The sequence below is a fragment of the Micromonospora sp. NPDC047557 genome, from assembly GCF_043205095.1.
Taxonomy (GTDB): domain Bacteria; phylum Actinomycetota; class Actinomycetes; order Mycobacteriales; family Micromonosporaceae; genus Micromonospora.
Window position 1 is genome coordinate 1173156 of the sequence record NZ_JBIDDK010000001.1, and the last position, 18038, is coordinate 1191193.

Below are 18038 nucleotides of genomic sequence, written 5' to 3' on the forward strand. Positions count from 1 at the left end.
GCGACCTACTCGTCCTCGACGTAGCGGGGACGGGCGATCGCCATGCCCGCAGTCGTCTGCACGGCGAGTGCGGCCAGCAGGAACCCGATCGGCGCCGTCCAGCCGCCGGTGACCTCGTAGAGGATGCCGACCATCAGCGGGCCGAGGGCGGCGATCACGTACCCGGTGCTCTGCGCGAACGCGGAGAGCGCGACGGTGCCCTCGGCGGTGCGCGCGCGCAGGCCGATCGTGGTGAGGATCATCGGGAACGCGCCCTGTCCGATCGCCAGCAGGGCCACCCAGAGCAGCGCGGCGCCGTGCGGGGCCAGTGCCAGCCCCAGGTAGGCCAGCGCCGAGGCGACGGTCAGGCCGAGCACCAGCGGACGCAGGGTGGCGAGCCGACCGGCGAGGGTGGGCATCAGCAGCGCGATCGGCACGCCGAGCGCGGTCACCCCGGCGAGCAGCAGCCCGGCCGACTCCGGCCGGTAGCCGGCATCGCGGAAGAGCTGGGCCAGCCAGCCCATGATCGCGTACCCGCTGAGCGACTGCGCCCCGAAGTAGACCGCCATGGCCCAGCCCAGCCGGGTCCGCGCCGGCCGGACCCGCGTCGGCGCGGGGACGGCCGCCGTCGGGGTCGCGCGCCGCGCGCCCGCCCGGGTCCGCAGCGCCAGCGGCACCCACGGGAGTACGGCCACCGCGGCCAGCACGGCCCAGACGCCCAGCCCGGCCCGCCAGGAGCCGAAGGCGTGCGCGATCGGCACCGCGCTGGCCGCGGCCACCGTCGTGCCCAGGGTCAACGACATGGTGTACGCCCCGGTGACGAGGCCGGTCCGGTGGCCGAAGTGCTGCTTGACGAGCATCGGCAGCAGGATGTTGGCGACCGCGATGCCGGCCAGGGCCAGCGCGCTGGTGAGCACGAAGATCCAGGCCGAGTCGGTGACCGCCCGGAGCACCTGACCGGCGGCCAGGGCGATCATGGCGACCACCAGCACCCGGGCCGGCGCCACCCGGCGGACCAGCCACGGGGTGAGCGCGCCGAGGCCGGCGAACGCGATGGTCGGCAGGGTGGTGACCAGACCGGCCATGGTGCCGGAGAGCCCCAGCCCGTCGCGGATCTCGTCGAGCAGGGCGCCGAGGCTGGTGACGGCGGCGCGCAGGTTGAGCGCGACCAGCAGCATCCCGACCAGCACGAGCGCGCCACCGGTCGCCGGGTGCGTCCGCCGGCGCCCGGGGTCCCGCGTCGGGCGGATGTCGACGGCGGCGGGAGCGGGCGGGGCCGGGGCGGCGGTGGGTGGCGGGGTCATGACCTCTAACCTACAATCATGGGATGAATTTAGGGCCGGTGATGTAACCAGTGCCACCGTCGGTCGATTCCCCCACCGCGCCGTCGGCGCCGCCCCGCGACCGGGCCGCCGTGCCGCCTCGCGGGCACCGCGTCCGGCAGACCATCGAGCAGCTCCGGGCCCGGATCCTGGGCGGCGAGTGGCCGATCGGCGGGCGCATCCCCACCGAGCCACAGCTGGTCGCCGCGCTGGGTGTCGGGCGCAACACTGTCCGCGAGGCCGTCCGCGCCCTCGTGCACGCCGGGGTGCTGGAGTGCCGGCAGGGCTCCGGCACGTACGTGGTGTCCACCGACGAGCTGGCGCCGGTGGTGGCCCGCCGACTGGGCGACGACCGGATGAACGAGGTCATCGAGGTCCGGCGCGCGTTCGAGGTGGAGGCCGCCCGGCTCGCCGCGCTGAGGCGTACACCGGAGGACCTGGCTGCCCTCGACGGCGCGCTCGCCGAGCGCGAAGCTGCCTGGCGCGGCGGCCGGGTCGACGCGTTCGTCGAGGCCGACGCGGCCCTGCACGTCGCGGTGGTCGCCGCCGCGCACAACACCATGCTCGCCGAGCTGTACGCCTCGGTCGGCGCGGCCCTGCGCAGCACCGTCGCCCAGGCGATGGGAGACGCGCTCACACCCGAGCGCTACGTCGACCACACCCGGCTGGTCGAGGCGATCCGGGCCGGCGACGCGGGTCGGGCGGCGATCGAAGCCGGCGCTTTTCTGGAGCCCGCCTGAGGGGCATAGGTTGTGCCGGACGGAAAACCGGACACCTCGGGAGTACGGATGCTCAAGGGCTTCAAAGATTTCATCATGCGCGGCAACGTCGTCGATCTGGCGGTCGGTGTCGTCATCGGCGCCGCGTTCACGGGCGTGGTCACCGCATTCACCACATCGTTCCTCAAGCCGATCATCAAGCTGGTCGGTGGCGGGGAGGATCAGTTCGCCGGGCAGTGGGAGATCAGCAAGGGCAACTTCGTGGACTGGGCGGGGTTCCTCAACGCCCTGATCACGTTCCTGCTCACCGCGGCGGTGCTCTACTTCCTCGTGGTGTTCCCGATGAACAAGCTGGCCGAGCGGCGCAAGCGGGGCGAGGAGCCGCCGCCCTCCGCGCCCAGCGAGGAGGTCAAGCTGCTCACCGAGATCCGGGACGCGCTGGTCTCCGCCGGCCACACCACCCCCGGCCAGCAGCGCGGGGCGCTGGATGACGTGCTGGGCCGCCGCACCGAACCGCCGGCGCCGCGCTGACCCGAACGGATGCACATCGGCCCCTGCGGGAATCCCGCAGGGGCCGCATCTTCTCGTACGTGTGTTCGATAGAGTCCCGCCATGGAGCAGCGAAAGCACTGGTGGAACGGGAAATGGGGGCGGCTGGCCCGGCGGGACGTCTTCCTGCGGGTGGACGCCGACCGCTGGCACGTCGAGCAGCGGGCCGGCGGCGCCGAGGGCATTTCCCGGTTCTACGAGTACGGCAGCGCGGACGAGGCCGAGGAGACGGTCCGGGCGCTGCTCGACGGCTCGGACACCTGGCGGGAGCTGTCCCCGCGCCCACCGGGCAGCTGGACGCTCCCAAACAGCTGAGCGGGCGGCGGGTGGGCTGAGCCTCCGGTGGGGCGGCGACGGCGTTTAGTGGCGCGCCGCCCCGGGAACCGCTGAGGGATGGACCAGCAGGACGAGCAGCAGGCGAGCATCTCGCGGATCACCACCGGGATGTCGGTGATCGACTCCGCCGGCACCGAGGTCGGCACCGTGGACCTCGTCCAGCGGGGCGACCCCAACGCGGTGACCGTGCAGACACCGACCGCCGACCCGGGCAGCAGCCTGGACGAGCTGATCGAGGCGACGGCTGTCGAGGAGCCGGACGTTCCGGCCGACCTGGCGGCGCGGCTGTTGCACACCGGCTACCTGAAGGTCTCCACCGACTCGGCAGTCGGCGCCGTCTACGTGCCGGCCGACCGGATCGCCGCCGTCGCGGAGGGCCGGGTACGCCTCACGGTCGGCGTGGCCGACCTGCCGCCCGAGGAGTGACCGCCGGGTCAGTGATGTTGCGGTGTCCGGTCGGCGGGGATGGCGTCACTTCGCTGACCTGGTGTTGATCTCTCCGGGGCGGGCGAGACGGGCGCGGCTTGGCGGCGGTGGAAGAGCAGCAGCATCAGGCAGCCGGCGACCAGCCCCCAGAACGCGCCGCCCACGCCGATCAGCGTCACACCGGAGGCGGTCACCACGAAGGTGACCACGGCGGCCTCCCTGGTCGCCGGGTCGGTCACCGCCGCGGCGAGCGCGGTGGCGAGCGCACCCAGCAGGGCCAGGCCGGCGACCGCCTCGATGAGGATCGGTGGCGCGACCGCGACCAGGGCCGTGGCCACGCCGGCGCCCAGCCCGAGCAGGGCCAGCCCGAGCCCGGCGGTGACCGAGGCGACCCACCGGCGCTCCGGGTCCGGGTGGGCGTCGGGGCCGGCGGCCAGCGCTGCGGTGATCGCCGCGAGGTTCACCGCGTGCCCGCCGGCCGGGGCGGCCAGCAGGCTGGCCAGACCCGTGGCCCGCAGCGCCGCCCCGAACGGCGGTCGGTAGCCGTAGCCGACCAGCACCGCCATGCCGGGCACGTTCTGCGCCGCCATCGTGACCAGGAACAGCGGGAGGGCGAGCCCGACCAGCGCGGACGCGTTCCAGGCGGGCGCGGTCAGGGCGAGCGACGGGGTCAGCGTGGCACCGCTCAGCCCGGCCGGCGGCGCGGTCAGCGCGATCGCCACCACCGCCACCAGCAGCGCGCCGGGCACGGCCCAGCGGCGGGCGAACCGGTGCAGCAGCAGCCAGCCGAGCACCACCGGGCCGGCCACCCGGGGCAGCTCGACGAGCGCGCGGACCGGGGCGGTGCACAGGGGCAGCAGCACACCGGCGAGCATCGCGCCGGCCACCGGCTTGGGGATCGCGGCGACCGCCCGGCCCAGTGGCGGGAAGAGCCCGGCCGCGACGATCAGCGCCCCGGAGACGAGGAAGGCGCCCACCGCGACCGGCCAACCGCCGGTCGGCGGCCCGGTCGCCACCAGCAGCGCCGCGCCCGGCGTCGACCAGGCCACACTCATCGGGATCCGGTGCCGCCAGCCTAGCCAGGCGGCGGCGAGCCCGCACGCCACGCAGAGAGCCAGCAGGCCGGAGGCGGCCTGCGCGTCCGACGCGCCCGCCGCGCGGAGCCCGGCCAGCACGACGGTGAACGAGCTGGCGAAGCCCACCAGCGCGGTCACGACGCCGGCCAGCACCGGTTGCGCCCGTCCCGCCATCCCGACCTCCCCAAGCGTTCCGTTTACGGAACGACAGCGTGTAGCACGATAGCCCGGTGCCGCAGCCACCACCAGCCCGCCGTCCGGGCCTCGACGTGGATCCCGCCGTCGTCGGCCGGAGGGTCCGTGCCCTGCGGGAGGAGCGGGGGATCTCGCTGTCCACACTGGCGCGGCTCGCCGGTGTCGGAAAGGCCACCCTCTCCGGCCTGGAGAACGGCATCCGCAACCCGACGCTGGAGACGCTCTGGGCGGTCACCGCGCAGCTCGGCGTGCCGCTCACCGCCGTGCTGGCCGAGCCGGCCGCCGAGCCCACCGTGCACGGCGCCGCGGTCACCGCCACCCTGCTGGAGGTGTTCGACGACGCCGACGCGACCTACGAGCTGTACCGGATGCGCGTCGCACCCGGCATCGTGCAGATCTCCCCCGCCCATCAGCCGGGCGTCACCGAACACATCACCGTCTTCGCCGGCGTACTACGGGCCGGCCCGGCCGACGCGCCGCTGACCGCCCCGGCCGGCGGTCACCTGCGCTGGGTCTCCGACGTGCCGCACAGCTACGCGGCGGTGGGCGACGACGAGGTCGCGGCGAGCCTGCTGTTGCGCTACCCGCGCCGCTGAACCCGACTCAGTCCACCGGAGCGGGCACCGGCAGCCGGTGCCGGACCGCCCAGAGCGCCACCTCGGTACGCGACACCGAGCCGGTCTTGCGCAGCAGGTTCGACACGTGCACGGTGACCGTACGCACCGAGATGCCGAGCGCCTTCGCCACCTGCTTGTTGGACATCCCGGCGACCAGGCAGCCCAGCACCTCGACCTCGCGAGCGGTCAACTCCGGGTCGAGCGGCACGTCGACGACCGGATCGGCCGACGACGCCGGAGCGCGCGATGCGGTCGGCTGACGCGGGCCGGGCAGCCGCCGCAGCAACGCCTCCGGTCCCTCCGACGCGTGTGCGGCCAGCAGTTCGGTAAGCGCGTACGGGTTGCCGCCGGTGCACCGCCAGAGGGAGGTGACCAGCCGACCGGACGGGGTGCTGCCCGCGTACACCTGGGTCAGCACCTCGGCGACCTCGGCCGGGCGCAGCGGGCCAAGATGTTGGCGGACGGCGCCGCGCACGCCGCTGAGCCGGGCGAGCGCGCGGCGGGTGAGGTCCGGCGCCACCGCGTCGGCCGGCGGTCGGCTGGCCACCACGAGCAGGGCGGGCAGGTCGGCGACGGTGGCCAACTCCCCGACCAGGTTGACGCTGGCCGGGTCGAGCGCGTGCAGGTCGTCCACGACCAGCACGGCCGGGCCGGCGCCGACCAGCAGTTGGACCGTCCGCACGGCGAGGCGGAGCAGGGTGCCCGGCGCGTACCGCTCGCGGGGTGCGGTGGGCTGCTGGGCCAGCCAGGCCAGCGCGTCCGACGGCAGGCCGAGCCGGCTGGTGTCCCGACCGGTGAGCACCGCCGCCAGCCAGTCGTACGGGGCCGGGCCGTGCACCCGGGCGGCACCGGAGAGGACCAGCGCGGGACGCGGCGCGAAGGCGTCCACAGCGGCCGCGACCAGCAGACTCTTGCCCACCCCCGCCGCTCCGGTGAGCACCGCGACGGCGGGCGCCGAGCGGCGTGCGGCCGCCACGGCGGACCAAGCCCGGTCGAGCTCGGCGAGCTCGCCGGCGCGTCCGACCATGGACACCGGCATCATTTCTCAACCCTACGCAGTAGTGCGTAGAGACGAAGGCAGGGTGTTCTTGGCAAGCTGACACCATGACGCTGATCCTCCGCTCGGTCATCCTCAACGACATCGGCCTGGTCCGCACCAACAACGAGGACTCCGCCCTCGCCGGTGACCGCCTGATCGCCGTCGCCGACGGCATGGGCGGGCTGCCCGCGGGCGAGGTGGCGAGCGAGATCGTGATCCGGATCCTGGACGAGCTGGCCCCGCCCACCGACCCGGACGGGGCCGCCGACGCCCTCCGTGCCGTGGTCAGCACCGCCAACCAGCGCATCCACGCCGCGATCACCGTCGACCCGGCCCGCGAGGGGATGGGCACCACGCTCACCGCCGCGCTGCTGGCCGGGGAGACGCTGGTGCTGGCCCAGGTCGGCGACTCCCGCTGCTACCTGCTGCGCGACGGGGAGCTGACCCAGCTCACCCGGGACGACACGTTCGTGCAGGCGCTTGTCGACCAGGGCACGCTCTCCCCCGAGCAGGCCCGGCACCACCCGCAGCGGTCCCTGGTGACCCGGGCCGTGCAGGGCGCCGACACTCCGCCGGCCGTCGGCGTGCTCACGGTGGTCCCCGGCGACCGGTTGCTGCTGTGCAGCGACGGGCTCTCCGACTACGTCGAGGACGAGGCCATCGCGACGACCCTGGGCATGTACGCCGACCGGCAGCAGTGCGGCGAGCAGTTGGTGAAGCTCGCCCACCACGCCGGCGCTCCGGACAACGTCACAGTCGTCGTCTCCGACGTCACGACCCGCTGACCCACGCGGGCTGCTCGGCGGTCCCCGAGACCGGCCGCGTGAGTTCCGTTGGCGCTACTAGGTAGTTGTGCCATCTAGCTGACACCGCTAGTGTCCGGCGGGTGGAATCGGACCGGCGCGGGCAGTGGCTGCGGGGGGTGCTCGACATCTGCGTACTGGCCCTGCTGGCCGAACGCGAGTCCTACGGCTACCAGCTCGCCCAGTCGCTCGACGCGGCGGGCGTCGGGCCGATCCAGGGCGGCACCCTGTATCCCGTTCTGCTGCGCCTGCAGAAGACCGGCCTGGTGACGGCCCAGTGGCGGGAGGGCACCGCCGGGCCGGCCCGCAAGTACTACCGGCTCACCGACGACGGGCACACCGCGCTGCGCCAGGGCGGCGCCGCCTGGCTCACCTTCGTCGGACCGGTGAACGACATCGTCACGAAGGGGGTCGCCCGGTGAACTCCGACGACTGGCTACGCGCGCTCACCGCCGAACTGCACCAGCGCCGGGTCGCGGCCGACGCCGCCCGGCACGTGGTCGCCGAGGCCGCCACACACCTGCGTGAGGGGGGCGGGGACCCCCGGGTCGTCTTCGGCCCACCCCAGCACTACGCGAACGCGATCGTCGAGAGCATCGGCACCGCCCCCGGGCCACGGCCCGGGCCGGTCCGGCTGCACGCGAGGGGCATCACCAAACGGTACGGCCGCCAGACCGTGCTGCGCGACGCGACACTGACCGTCCGGGCCGGACAGATCGCCGCCATCGTCGGCGCGAACGGCTGCGGCAAGAGCACCTTCCTGCGGATCTGCGCCGGGCTGATCTCACCCGACAGCGGCGAGGTGACGGTCTCCGGGCGGCTCGGCTACTGCCCCCAGTCCGGAGGCACCGCCGACTTCCTGCTACCCGACGAGCACTTCGTCCTGATCGGCGCCGGCCAGGGCGTCGCCAGAGGACCGGCCCGCCGCGCCGGCCGGGCGGCGGCCCGACAGCTCGGCTGGGAGGCGGGGGGCGCCGTGCAGGCCCGACATCTCTCCGGCGGTACCCGTCAGAAGCTCAACCTGACGATGTCCGCGCTCAGCAATCCGGACGTGCTGCTGCTCGACGAGCCGTACCAGGGCTTCGACCAGGGCACCTACGTCAACTTCTGGGACCAGCTCAGCGCGCTGCGCGACGAGGGCACGGCGATCGTCGTGGTGACGCACCTGCTCAACCAACTCGACCGGGTGGACACCGTGCTCGACCTGACCCCGGCACCACAGTCCGGGTGGCGCGCGCCCGGCGTCCAGGGAGGCCACCCGTGAACCGGCTCGTCACCGTCGCCGAGATGACCCTGCGGGAACTGCTGCGGCGTCGGGGCGTACTCCTGCTGTTGTTGTTGATGCCGTTGACCTTCTACCTGATCCGGCGGGACGCCTACCTCGGGCAGTCGGTCCGCTCGCTGCTGCTCGGCGTGGGCTGGGCGGTGAGCACCGCGGCGCTGTTCGCCACCACCGCCGCCCGGGAGCTGGAGCCGAGGCTGCGGCTGGCCGGCTACCGGCCGCATCACCTCTATCTGGGACGGATGCTCGGCCTGTGGACGGTCGGCCTGGTCATCTCCGTGCCGTTCTTCGCGCTCCCCTGGCTCGACGGCGCCGACCTGCGATACGGCGGTCTGGCCGCGGCGCTGCTCTGCTCCGTCGGGGTGGCCGCGCCGTTCGGGATGCTGATCGGCGCGCTGTTGCCCCGCGAGCTTGAGGGGACGCTGCTGCTGCTCACCGTGGTGACGGTGCAGATGCTGATCGACCCGGCCGGATCGGGCGCGAAGCTGACGCCGTTCTGGTCGACACGGGAGATCGCCACCTGGTCGGTGGACCACACCGACGGCGGCTACCTCGCCCGGGGAGTGCTGCACGGCATCGTCGTCACCGCCCTGCTCGCCCTCGGTGTGGCCTTCGTGGCCACCGTCCGGCTGCGCCGCCGTCGGCACCTGCGGCACCTGCCCGTCGGCTGACGGGCGTCGGCACAGTGGTTCGGGCCGCGGCGCCCACGGATCGGGCCAATCCGGTTGCTGGGACCTGCGCGGCGGGTTGAGATGGGCGGATGACCATCCGACGGGTGACCGCCGACGAACGTCTCACGACGAGTTTCCCGCTGGCCGCGTACGCCTTCGAGGCATCGCCGCTCAGTGCCGCCCGGGTGGAGGCGTTCCGCGACTACCTGCCCTACAACCAGGGCAACCGGACGCTGATCGTCGAGGAGGACGGCACCACCCTGGCCGCCGTCTCGGCCATCGGCATGCGGCAGAACCTGCGCGGCGTGGTACTGCCGATGGCCGGTGTCGCCGGGGTGGCCACCCATCCGCTGGCCCGCCGGCAGGGGCACGTCCGCAGGCTGCTGCACCAGCTCCTCGACGAGATGCGCGACGAGGGGCACGTGCTCAGCGCGCTCTACCCGTTCCGGCCCAGCTTCTACGCCCGGTTCGGCTACGTCGGGCTGCCCAAGCCGCGTACGGTCGCCTTCTCCCCGGCTGACCTGGGCCCACTCGTCCGCGCCGAGCTGCCCGGCGAGGTGGGCTGGGAGCGGATCGCCGCCGGTTATCCCACGTGGCGGGCGTTCACCGAGCGCTGCCTGCAGACCCGGCACGGCTTCTCGGTGTTCCCGGACCACCGGGCGGCCGGCCTGCGTGACCGGGACGAGTACTGGCTGGTCACCGCCCGGGTGGCCGGTGAGGTCACCGGCGCTGTCACGTACCGGATCGACGACCACGGCGGCACGCTGATCGGCAACGAGCTGCTGGTCAACGACCCCCTCGCCCGTACGCTGCTGCTGCAGTTCTTCGCCCGGCACGTCGACCAGGTCGAACGCGTCACCGTCCAGGTCCCGCCCGACGAGTTGCCGGAGCTGTGGCTGACCGACCTGGACGTGCACGTCGAGGCGCGGGTGGGCCGGCCGGGCTCGTCCGCCCCGATGGCCCGGCTGCTGTCGCTGGACGCGCTGCACGGGCTGCCCGTCGGCCCAGGCCGGGTCCGGGTCGAGCTGACCGGGGACCGGTGGCTGGCCGGCACCCATCTGCTCGACGGTACGACCGGCGCGCTGGAGCTGGTCGCCGACGACAGCGGCCGCACGCCGACGGCCACACTGACCGCGGCCGGGCTGTCCGCCCTGGCGTACGGGGTGCTGGACCCGGCCGAGCTGCCGTTGCGAGGGCTGGGCGACGTGCCGGCAGACGCCGCCACCGAGCTGCGCGACATCTTCGGGCGCCGGGTGCCGTACGTCTTCGCCGACTTCTGAGCGCGGTTTGCCGACCTCGCCCCAGCGGGTACGGTCCGCGGAATGCCGGAGTGGTTGCAGGCGGGTGGATGGGGACTGCTGGCCGGGTCGGCCCTGCTGATCGGGGCGGCGGTCGGCTTCTTCGCCCGGGTGCCGCAGCGGATCATCGCGTCGATCATGGCGTTCGGGGCGGGGGTGCTGCTCTCCGCCGTGTCGTTCGAGCTGATCGCCGAGGCGCACGAGCAGGGCGGGATGCTGCCCACGGTGCTCGGCGCAACCGGGGGCGCGATCGTCTACACCCTGGCCAACGTGGCTCTCGCCCGCCACGGCGCACGGCACCGGAAGCGCTCCGGCGACCAGCAGCCCTCCGAGGACGAGCAGCCCGGCTCCGGGTCGGCGCTCGCCGTCGGCGCCCTGCTCGACGGCGTACCGGAATCGGTCGTGATCGGCGCCAGCCTGCTCAGCGGCGGCGCGGTCAGCCTGGTCACCGTGGTGGCGGTGTTCCTCAGCAACGTCCCGGAGGGGCTGTCCAGCGCGGCCGGCATGCGCCAGGCCGGCCGCACCCGGCGGTACGTCTTCCTGCTGTGGACCGGGATCGCGCTGATCAGCGGTGTGGCGGCGCTGGTCGGCAACACCCTGCTGGGCGGTGCGCCGCCGGAGGTGCTGGCCGGAATCACCGCGCTGGCCGCCGGCGCGATCCTCGCCATGATCACCGACACGATGGTCCCGGAGGCGTTCGAGAACGCCCACCTGCTGGTCGGCCTCATCACGGTGGCTGGCTTCCTGACGGCCTTCGCGCTCTCCCACGCGTAAGCGGCTGCCGGCGGTCCCGTCGAGCGGCGTTGCTTAGCGGCGCATTAAGCCGGCACGGCGGATTCGTCGTGACGCCGTCGGGGCTCCTAGCATCAGCGGGTGCGCATGACGTCGCTTGCCGCTCTGCTCGTCCTCGGTGTCGCCACCGCGACCCTGCCCGCCTGCGGGTCCACCGATCCGGCTCCGGCCGGCGCGTCGGCCACCCCGGAGGCCACGCCGGACGCCCTCTCGACGGGCGACCAGGGCGTCGCACCGGCGGGCCGCGACGGTCTCGGTGGCCCCGGGGCCAGCGCGAGCCCGAAGCCGACCACCCCGGCCGCCAAGGCGCTCGCGGCCGGCAACCCGAACGGCCACGCCACAGTGCCGACCGAGGCACGCGCGGTGGACACGTCGAAGCCGACCCGCACCATCGGCACCGGCACCCCGGCGAGCTGCACCTCGGCGGCGGTGGTGAAGGCCGTGGCCGCTGGCGGCGTCATCACGTTCAACTGTGGACCGGCCCCGGTGACGATCAAGATGGCCGCCACCGCGAAGGTCCGCAACGCCAACGGGCCGAAGGTCGTGCTCGACGGCGGCGGCAGGGTGACGCTGAGCGGCCAGGGGCAGCGCCGCATCCTCTACATGAACACCTGCGACGAGGCCCAGGGCTTCACCACCTCGCACTGCCAGAACCAGGACCACCCGCAGCTCACCGTACAGAACCTGACCTTCGCCGACGGCAACTCCACCGGCGACAAGACCGAGGGCGGGGGCGGGGGCGCGATCTTCGTCCGCGGCGGGCGGCTCAAGGTGGTCAACTCGCGCTTCGTCCACAACCGCTGCGACCGTACCGGCCCCGACCTGGGCGGCGCGGCCGTCCGGGTGCTGAGCCAGTACGAGAACAAGCCGGTGTACGTCGTGAGCAGCACCTTCGACGGCGGCTCCTGCTCGAACGGAGGGGCGCTGAGCAGCATCGGCGTGTCGTGGGTGGTGCTCAACAGCCTGCTCAGGAACAACGAGGCGATCGGCAGCGGCGCCAACCCGGCCAAGTCCGGCACGCCCGGCGGCGGCAGCGGCGGCGCGATCTACTGCGACGGCAACGAGTTCACCGTACGGATCGCCGGCACCGTCATCGAGAACAACAAGGCCAACGAGGGCGGCGGCGCGATCTTCTTCGTCAGCAACAACCGCACCGGCACGATGAAGATCGAAAACTCCACCCTGCGCCGCAACCCGAGCGGCAAGTTCGAGACCCCCGGCTACCGCGGCATCTTCTTCCTGGGCGCCCGCAACCCCGAGGTCATCGGCCCCAAGCCCGCCTGACCCGCCCGTCCTCCTGCCCGCCCGTCGGCTACCGGAGGTGATCAAGAGGTTCGGGTCACCGAGGCCGGGTTTTCTGACCCAAAACTCTTGATCACCGCGTCAGTAGGGGTTCTTTTCGCCTGGCGGGTGGGCGTGCAGGAGTCCGGCGGGGCGGCCGGGCAGGGTGCGCGCCGCGGAGAGCGGCGGGCTGGCCGTGTGCTCGCCACCGGCCATGCCGACGAACAGCTCCTTGAGCGCGGTCAAAGCGTCGATCTTGGGTACCCATCCCAGCTCGGTCTCGGCCCGCTCGCTGGACATCAGCGGCGCGTTCAGGCCCAACTCGACCCAGCCCGCGTCCACCGGCTGCAACCGCGCCCGCCAGGTCAGCGCCGCCGCCAGCCGCAGCACCGGAGCGGCGACCGGCACCGTCCAGCCGTGAAAGTGCCGAGCCACCAGCTCCGGGGTCAGCACCGGGTCCGCGGCGACGTTGAACGCGCCGCGCGCATCACCCAGAACAGCCCTGGCGTACGCGTCAGCCACATCGTCGGCGTGGACCGCCTGCATCCGCAGCCGCCGGTTGGTCGGCACCAGCGGTATCCGGCCGAAGCGCAGCAGTCGCACCGGCGCCAACGGGCCGAGAAAATAGCGGGTGATCTCCGTACCGGCGTCCCGCTGGAAGATCAGACCGGGCCGCAGCCGAACCACCCGCAGCGTCGGGTGCTCCCCCTCCAGCCCGTCGAGCAGCGCCTCAACCTCGGCCTTGTGCTCGCTGTACGACGAGCCGGAGACTCCGGTGGCCGGCCACCGCTCGCTGATCGGGTGGTCCTTCGGGCCAGGCGCGTACGTGCCGACCGACGAGGCGTACACCAGAGCCGGCACCCCGGCCCGCGCCACCGCCTCGAACACCGCCCGACTGCCGTCGACGTTCGTCCGGCGCAGCACCCGCTGGTCGTGACTGGGTTGGATCTGCCAGGCCAGGTGCACCACCGCGTCCGCTCCCGCGAACACCTCGGCTAGCTGGCCCGCCGCGCCCGGCGCACCGATGTCGCAGGAGTGCCACTCCACCTGGTCGTACGGCGTACCGGCATCCGGGCCGGGCAACCGCCGAGCCACCCCGGCCAGCTCCACACCCCGCTCCCGGCGCAGCCGCCGCAGCACCGCCGTACCGACGTTGCCACTCGCCCCCACCACCACGATCCGCATGCCCGACCCCGTACCCGTCCAGCAGCCGGTCAACCGCTGCCGCGCGCCGCGCCCTTGATCCACTCGGCTTCCTGCATCTCGGGGTATCGGCGAGGGCGGGACAGCCCGCCTTCCCTGAACCCGAGTCGATCAAGGGCGCGGAGAGTCGCGGACCCAGCCGTGCTTCTCCTTGCCCCGGCGACCGAGCGTGGCCGCCAGGCAACGCGGGCAGACCCAGCCCACCGCGTCCGCCTCGGTGAGCACGTCGGTACCCAGGTAGTCGAAGCGCACGTGCGGAAAGCGGCGCAGCCGGGTCCGGCTGAGCGCCAGACCGCAGATGGTCTGGTTCTGGCCGGGCAGCCACGCGTGCACCTCCCCGCCCGGCTGACGTACGCCGTCCGGCCCGATCTCCTCCCCGGACGCCGCCACCGCCGGGCTGCCGCTCGCGCTCATGCCCGTCCCATTCCCCAGCCGTCCCTCGCCACACACGGTGGCGTCGGCTTGATCCACTCCACCTCCCCGATGTGGCGGTATCCACCGCTCCGGACACCGCCACATCACCGACCCGGTGTTGATCAGGTGCCGTCCGGGCCGGCAACCGCCAGGCATCGACGGCCGGCTGGAAGCCGAGAGTCAGCGATGCTGACTGTCAGGTAACCTGAGCGCGCGGGCCGCTAGCTCAATGGCAGAGCTGTGGACTTTTAATCCATAGGTTCAGGGTTCGAGTCCCTGGCGGCCCACTCCGTTCCAGCTCAGCGGCCCTTTGTGGGGCCGCTGCCTTTGTCAGCACGGGTCGTACAGCAGCGAAGTACAGCAGTAGCGCCTTACCGGTCCAGTGCGCTGCCGAGTCGCTTGAGCGCGTCGCGGGTGGCCGCCGATGACACCACCGTGTAGATCTCCATGGTGATGGCGAACTGCGCGTGCCGAAGGATCTGCATCGCCACCCGTGGGTGGACGTCCAGGTCAGCCAGGAGCGAGGCGCAGGTCCGCCGGGCGTCCCGAACCGTGATCCGCCGGACGCCAGCCGTGTCGCAGCGCCGGTCCCAGAAGCGGTTGAAGTTGCGCGGCTCGACCGGCCTGCCGTAGCGGGTGGTGAAGATCAGGTCCGAGGGCTGCCAGGCGGAGCCGGCCGCGTCCCGGGCGACGGCCTGGGCCTGACGACGCCGGTCGAGCGCCACAGAGCAAATGTCCGGCAGCGGCAGGGTGGCGTCCGAGGCGGCCGTCTTGGTTTCCCGGTGCAGCAGCTCGGCACCGACCCGCTGGAGCTGCCGATCGATGGTCAACTCCCCCGCGTCGAGATCGACGTCAGCCCAGGTGAGCCCCAACATCTCGCCCTTGCGCAGACCGAGCACCAGGACCAGGACGTACGCGGCGTAGAGCGGATCGTCGTCGGCGCGGGCGGACTCCAGGAAACGCCGCGCCTCATCGCTCGTCCACGCCTTCCGCTTGCGCTTCCGCACCGGCGGCAGCTTCACCAGGGATGCGACGTTGCGGGTGATTAGCCCTTCTGTGATCGCCTGGGACAGCAGCGTCCGAAGCACGGTCCGCAGATGGGTGACGCTCGTTGCCGAGGGTAGATCCCGGCAGCAGCGTGCGAGGGCACAGCAGCGACGCTGGGCGGGCTTGCGCCTCTCGTCCCTGGCCTGGGCGCAGCACTGGCAGGTCCGCCCGACCTCGTTGATCCACGTCTGGACGTCGCTGACCCGGAGCTTGTCGAGCCGCTTCCGGCCCAGCCCCGGCACGAGGTAGAGCCGGGCCACCACCTCGTAGGTGACGTAGCTGCCCGGGGCCAGGTTCGGCTTGACGATCTCGCGCAGCCAGTAGCCGGCGTACTCCCCCACCGTTGGCGAGCGCGTCGCCACCGGGCCGGCCTTGGCCTGTCCGTGCAGCTTGATCCACTTGTCGTGGACCTCCTCGCGGGTCTTGCCGTAGACCCACTTCCGGCCCCGCTTGCCGTCCGGCTTCTCGACCCAGACGTACGCGGCGAAGCCGTTTCGGTACGGGAAGATCGAGCCTTCGCCGTTGGCTCGTGCACGTCCGGGCATCAGGCCGCCTCCTGCCGCTCGACCTGGTCGCGGATGTAGTCGTCCACCCATTCGGGGAGGATGCGGCGGTACTTGCCGTCCTTGATGGAGCGCAGCTCGCCGGTGGCGATCTTCATCTTGACCTTGGAGATGCCGAAGCCGAGCAGCACGGCGACCTCGGCGGGCGAGTACCAGCGGGGGCGGAGGTCGTGGGTCATGCGGCGGCCCCGACGAGCCAGGCTTCGTGGGCAAGTTCTTCCCGGCCGATGCGTCTGCTCTCGCGCCGCTGTCGGGCGGCGGTGTTGGCAAGCAGGGCGTCGCCTTCGGTGAGCCAGCCGGACCCGATGTAGGTGAGGGTGCCGACGCTGACCGTGTCGGCCGGTACGTCGCCCTCCTCCCGCCGGTAGGCGGCGCGGATGTCGCGGAGCAGGGCAAAGGTGACGGAGTAGCGGCGGGCTTTGGTGAGGAAGTGGCCGCCGAAGCCGAGCATGTGCGCCCAGCGGCGCAAGCCGCCGTAGACGTTGGGTTTGGTGTCAAGGCTGTATTGACGGTCGTCTGCGGTTGCGGCGCCGCCGGTCATGTCGGTGCGGCTGGGGCGGCCGAGATGCCAGCAGGCGTCGATGAGGCGGGCGACGTGGTCGCCTTCGGGATCGGCGTAGTCGTCGATCGTGGCCGGGGTGAGGCGGGGGAAGGAGTGGCCGGTGGCTTCGGTGGCCTTGGTGGCGTACTTGGCGAGGTAGGCGGCGACCTTGCCGTCGGTCAGCTCGCCGCTCGTGGTGTTGATTCGGCGGACATCGACCTGCTCGCCCCAAGCGACCAGCCAACCGTCGGGCTGGTCGGGGTGCGGTGGCGTGGTGATGGTGATCTGCCGAGCGGCGGCGTGGATCGCGGCCTCCAGGTCGTCAATGGTGATGCCGGCCGGCGGCGGCACGAGAGCGTCCGGGTCGTCGGGGTCGACGCCGTCGAGGCGCAGCAGGACGTGGAAGTGCACGACGGCCCGGCGTTGCATCTCGGCGACCTTGCCGTGAGACACCCGCACGGGCGGCACCCAGCGGACCTTGCCGGAGGCGGTGACGATGCCGACCTTGGGGATGCCGCGCCGGCGGCACGTTGCGGCGAGGTAGCGATCGGCGGCCTGCTTGGTGCGCCGCCAGAGCTCGCCGGAGAAGTGGTTCCAGACGACCTGGTGGGCGTGGTCGTAGCAGTCGAGGCACAGCGGCTGCCCGAGCCGCGGATCGTTGGCGTCGTGGCGGGCGAAGCACGCCGCGGGCTGCCCGTGCTGGCAGGTGCCGGCGTTGCTGCGGGCGCGGCAGGGGTCGGGACGGCAGTCGCAGCGTTGCCGGTTGCGGCAGGTGTGGCGCGGGACGTGGCGGTGGTGGACCGGGCCGAAGGACGGGGCGGTGAAGGTGGCGAAGACGACCGGGTGCCGGCCGACCGAGTCCGGGACACCCTTGCCGCCGGTCAGGCCGCGACAGACGACTTGGTAAGCGTCGCCCTGGTAGACCCAGGCGCAGTCCGGGCACACCGATTCGCGGCGGTTGCCGCACGCCTTGTACAGCGACCGGTCGGGCAGCTCGTCGGTATGCAGCCGGCCGGTGATGCGGCCGGTGTCCCGGTCGACGGCGGCGATGGTGCCGGTGAGGCGGATCGGGCGGGCACAGCCGCCGGCGGGGCGGGTGTGCTCCATCCAGCCGGAGAACTCCGGCGTGGCGGCGCGGTGCAGGGCTTGGGCGTCACGGCCGAGGGCGATGCCGGGCCGGTACAGGGCGAGCGGGGCGGTGGACACGACTGTCTCCTCTTCAGGGGTGGCAGGGACGGGAGACGAAGCACCACCAGCCGTGGACAGGTGTCCGCTGGTGGTGTTCGTCGTGTCTCCTGGCACCGCCGAGAGGGCGGCTGACGCCGGAGGGCGGAATCGTGGTGATGCCACTTCCCGCCGATGGGTCATGTCCTTTCACGCTCGTGGACTCGATGATCAAGGGCCGGCACGGGTAGGGAGCCTGGGATATCGGCATCCGGCGGGTTGCCGCAGGCTGCCCCCACCCGTGGAGATGTGCGAATCCGGGCCATCGTGGACGGCAGGGAGGCCGTGCTGGGCCGCTCAGCGGATTCGAGAAGCCGGCGCAGCGGCCGGTCCGATCGAGAGCCGACGGGACGTGGCCCGCGTCAGCGGCAGGACGGCCGCTCAGCATCTCCGACGTCGAGTCCAGCGATCCGGCAGGAAGGCCGCGCTGGCGTCCTCGACGAGCGCCAGAGTAGCACCGGGTACCGACACGTCAACCCGCCGTGACCCTTCGCGCCGGGGGCGGACGGCCGGCTGCCGGCCGGTGTGGGAGAACTTTCTGTACGTCCATCAAGGCGGCCCTGAACGGGCCGCACGCGCCGCCGCCTGGGCGCGCGTCCGACGCTCCGCTGTCGCTCCACGCCGGCCACGCAGAACGCCCGTCGGCTGGCGCGGAGAGCGG

20 protein-coding genes and 1 tRNA gene are annotated in these 18038 nt (G+C 72.9%); 13 read left to right on the plus strand and 8 right to left on the minus strand.

Annotated features, from left to right (window positions below; translation table 11 throughout):
- Positions 1 to 5: 5 nt before the first annotated feature.
- Positions 6 to 1283, minus strand: coding sequence for an MFS transporter (locus tag ACGGAQ_RS05435; protein WP_393044837.1), 1278 nt, complete (start codon positions 1281 to 1283; stop codon positions 6 to 8).
- 50 nt (positions 1284 to 1333) lie between these two features.
- Here ACGGAQ_RS05435 and ACGGAQ_RS05440 point away from each other — a divergent pair, with 50 nt between their 5' ends.
- From ACGGAQ_RS05440 to ACGGAQ_RS05455, 4 genes are all read left to right on the plus strand, one after another.
- Complete coding sequence (locus tag ACGGAQ_RS05440; protein ID WP_393044839.1) at positions 1334 to 2041, plus strand: FadR/GntR family transcriptional regulator; 708 nt, start codon at positions 1334 to 1336, stop codon at positions 2039 to 2041.
- Between the two features lie 48 nt (positions 2042 to 2089).
- Positions 2090 to 2551, plus strand: coding sequence for a large conductance mechanosensitive channel protein MscL (gene mscL / locus ACGGAQ_RS05445; RefSeq protein WP_393045688.1), 462 nt, complete (start codon positions 2090 to 2092; stop codon positions 2549 to 2551).
- Positions 2552 to 2632: 81 nt separating this feature from the next.
- On the plus strand, positions 2633 to 2884 hold the full coding sequence (locus ACGGAQ_RS05450; RefSeq protein WP_393044841.1) for a hypothetical protein: 252 nt from the start codon (positions 2633 to 2635) through the stop codon (positions 2882 to 2884).
- 78 nt (positions 2885 to 2962) lie between these two features.
- Positions 2963 to 3331 (plus strand): hypothetical protein, encoded by a 369-nt coding sequence (locus ACGGAQ_RS05455; protein ID WP_393044843.1) that lies wholly within the window; start codon positions 2963 to 2965, stop codon positions 3329 to 3331.
- An 8-nt stretch (positions 3332 to 3339) separates the two neighbouring features.
- Here the strand turns inward: ACGGAQ_RS05455 and ACGGAQ_RS05460 are convergent, their stop codons facing one another.
- Complete coding sequence (locus ACGGAQ_RS05460) at positions 3340 to 4581, minus strand: benzoate/H(+) symporter BenE family transporter (RefSeq protein ID WP_393044845.1); 1242 nt, start codon at positions 4579 to 4581, stop codon at positions 3340 to 3342.
- Between the two features lie 56 nt (positions 4582 to 4637).
- Between ACGGAQ_RS05460 and ACGGAQ_RS05465 the strand changes: the two genes are divergently transcribed.
- Positions 4638 to 5198 carry a helix-turn-helix domain-containing protein gene (locus ACGGAQ_RS05465; RefSeq protein WP_393044847.1) on the plus strand — a complete coding sequence of 187 codons (561 nt, stop codon included), beginning with the start codon at positions 4638 to 4640 and terminating at the stop codon, positions 5196 to 5198.
- A gap of 7 nt (positions 5199 to 5205) precedes the next feature.
- On the opposite strand, the gene ACGGAQ_RS05470 is transcribed toward ACGGAQ_RS05465, so the two are convergent.
- Positions 5206 to 6261: a LuxR C-terminal-related transcriptional regulator gene (locus tag ACGGAQ_RS05470; protein ID WP_393044849.1), complete on the minus strand. Its 1056-nt coding sequence runs from the start codon at positions 6259 to 6261 to the stop codon at positions 5206 to 5208.
- Between the two features lie 62 nt (positions 6262 to 6323).
- On the opposite strand from ACGGAQ_RS05470, the gene ACGGAQ_RS05475 reads away from it, so the two are divergent.
- The 7 genes from ACGGAQ_RS05475 to ACGGAQ_RS05505 all read left to right on the plus strand — a co-directional run bounded on the left by ACGGAQ_RS05475 (position 6324) and on the right by ACGGAQ_RS05505 (position 12388).
- Positions 6324 to 7043, plus strand: coding sequence for a protein phosphatase 2C domain-containing protein (locus ACGGAQ_RS05475; protein ID WP_354853691.1), 720 nt, complete (start codon positions 6324 to 6326; stop codon positions 7041 to 7043).
- A 101-nt stretch (positions 7044 to 7144) separates the two neighbouring features.
- On the plus strand, positions 7145 to 7483 hold the full coding sequence (locus tag ACGGAQ_RS05480) for a PadR family transcriptional regulator (RefSeq protein WP_393044852.1): 339 nt from the start codon (positions 7145 to 7147) through the stop codon (positions 7481 to 7483).
- A complete protein-coding gene (locus tag ACGGAQ_RS05485) occupies positions 7480 to 8325 on the plus strand; it encodes an ATP-binding cassette domain-containing protein (RefSeq protein ID WP_393044854.1) in 846 nt (281 codons plus the stop codon). Before ACGGAQ_RS05480 ends, ACGGAQ_RS05485 begins: the two co-directional genes overlap by 4 nt.
- A complete protein-coding gene (locus ACGGAQ_RS05490) occupies positions 8322 to 9014 on the plus strand; it encodes a hypothetical protein (RefSeq protein WP_393044856.1) in 693 nt (230 codons plus the stop codon). The genes ACGGAQ_RS05485 and ACGGAQ_RS05490 overlap by 4 nt, the downstream gene beginning before the upstream one ends.
- A gap of 89 nt (positions 9015 to 9103) precedes the next feature.
- Complete coding sequence (gene eis, locus ACGGAQ_RS05495) at positions 9104 to 10294, plus strand: enhanced intracellular survival protein Eis (RefSeq protein ID WP_393044858.1); 1191 nt, start codon at positions 9104 to 9106, stop codon at positions 10292 to 10294.
- 42 nt (positions 10295 to 10336) lie between these two features.
- Positions 10337 to 11086 (plus strand): ZIP family metal transporter, encoded by a 750-nt coding sequence (locus tag ACGGAQ_RS05500; protein ID WP_393044860.1) that lies wholly within the window; start codon positions 10337 to 10339, stop codon positions 11084 to 11086.
- A 105-nt stretch (positions 11087 to 11191) separates the two neighbouring features.
- The gene (locus ACGGAQ_RS05505) at positions 11192 to 12388 is read left to right on the plus strand and encodes a hypothetical protein (protein ID WP_393045690.1); all 1197 of its coding nucleotides are present in this window, start codon (positions 11192 to 11194) and stop codon (positions 12386 to 12388) included.
- Positions 12389 to 12487: 99 nt separating this feature from the next.
- Here the strand turns inward: ACGGAQ_RS05505 and ACGGAQ_RS05510 are convergent, their stop codons facing one another.
- Positions 12488 to 13570: an NAD-dependent epimerase/dehydratase family protein gene (locus ACGGAQ_RS05510; RefSeq protein WP_393044862.1), complete on the minus strand. Its 1083-nt coding sequence runs from the start codon at positions 13568 to 13570 to the stop codon at positions 12488 to 12490.
- Between the two features lie 129 nt (positions 13571 to 13699).
- A complete protein-coding gene (locus ACGGAQ_RS05515) occupies positions 13700 to 14002 on the minus strand; it encodes a hypothetical protein (RefSeq protein WP_393044864.1) in 303 nt (100 codons plus the stop codon).
- A 215-nt stretch (positions 14003 to 14217) separates the two neighbouring features.
- Here ACGGAQ_RS05515 and ACGGAQ_RS05520 point away from each other — a divergent pair.
- Positions 14218 to 14289 (plus strand) — tRNA-Lys (locus ACGGAQ_RS05520).
- Between the two features lie 84 nt (positions 14290 to 14373).
- Here ACGGAQ_RS05520 and ACGGAQ_RS05525 read toward each other — a convergent pair.
- From ACGGAQ_RS05525 to ACGGAQ_RS05535, 3 genes are read right to left on the minus strand one after another with little or no spacing between them, the layout of a single operon-like run.
- On the minus strand, positions 14374 to 15594 hold the full coding sequence (locus tag ACGGAQ_RS05525) for a tyrosine-type recombinase/integrase (protein WP_393044866.1): 1221 nt from the start codon (positions 15592 to 15594) through the stop codon (positions 14374 to 14376).
- Positions 15594 to 15791: an excisionase family DNA-binding protein gene (locus tag ACGGAQ_RS05530; protein ID WP_393044868.1), complete on the minus strand. Its 198-nt coding sequence runs from the start codon at positions 15789 to 15791 to the stop codon at positions 15594 to 15596. The genes ACGGAQ_RS05525 and ACGGAQ_RS05530 overlap by 1 nt, the downstream gene beginning before the upstream one ends.
- Entirely contained in the window at positions 15788 to 17359 is a 1572-nt protein-coding gene (locus ACGGAQ_RS05535; RefSeq protein WP_393044870.1) for a replication initiator, read from the minus strand. The genes ACGGAQ_RS05530 and ACGGAQ_RS05535 overlap by 4 nt, the downstream gene beginning before the upstream one ends.
- Between the last annotated feature and the right edge of the window lie 679 nt (positions 17360 to 18038).